The organism is Ectopseudomonas khazarica (genome assembly GCF_004521985.1).
Lineage (GTDB): Bacteria > Pseudomonadota > Gammaproteobacteria > Pseudomonadales > Pseudomonadaceae > Aquipseudomonas > Aquipseudomonas khazarica.
In genome coordinates this window covers 1-201 of the sequence record NZ_SBHZ01000067.1, presented here as the reverse complement: position 1 = coordinate 201, position 201 = coordinate 1, and the positions used below count along the sequence as shown (strand labels likewise).

The window sequence follows — 201 nt, the reverse complement described above, 5'->3', positions numbered from 1 at the left end:
CGTCGTCGAAGGTCAGGATCGAGCCTTGTTCGTCAGCCAGTACCAGGGTTTCCGAGGCGGTGACCTGGTCGCCATCGCCATCGGTGCGTACCACTTCGTAGGTCAGGCCCAGGCTGGCACCGTCGTCACCGAGCAGCAGGTTCAGTGCTTCGTCGAACGTGGTGGTGGTGCCGTCATGGCGGATCGCTTCGTACAGGGTGG

1 protein-coding gene is annotated in these 201 nt (G+C 63.2%); it reads right to left on the bottom strand.

The window, feature by feature from the left end; translation table 11 throughout:
* A partial coding sequence (locus EPK82_RS24890; RefSeq protein WP_167494412.1) for a hypothetical protein occupies positions 1–201 on the bottom strand: 201 nt, incomplete at both ends.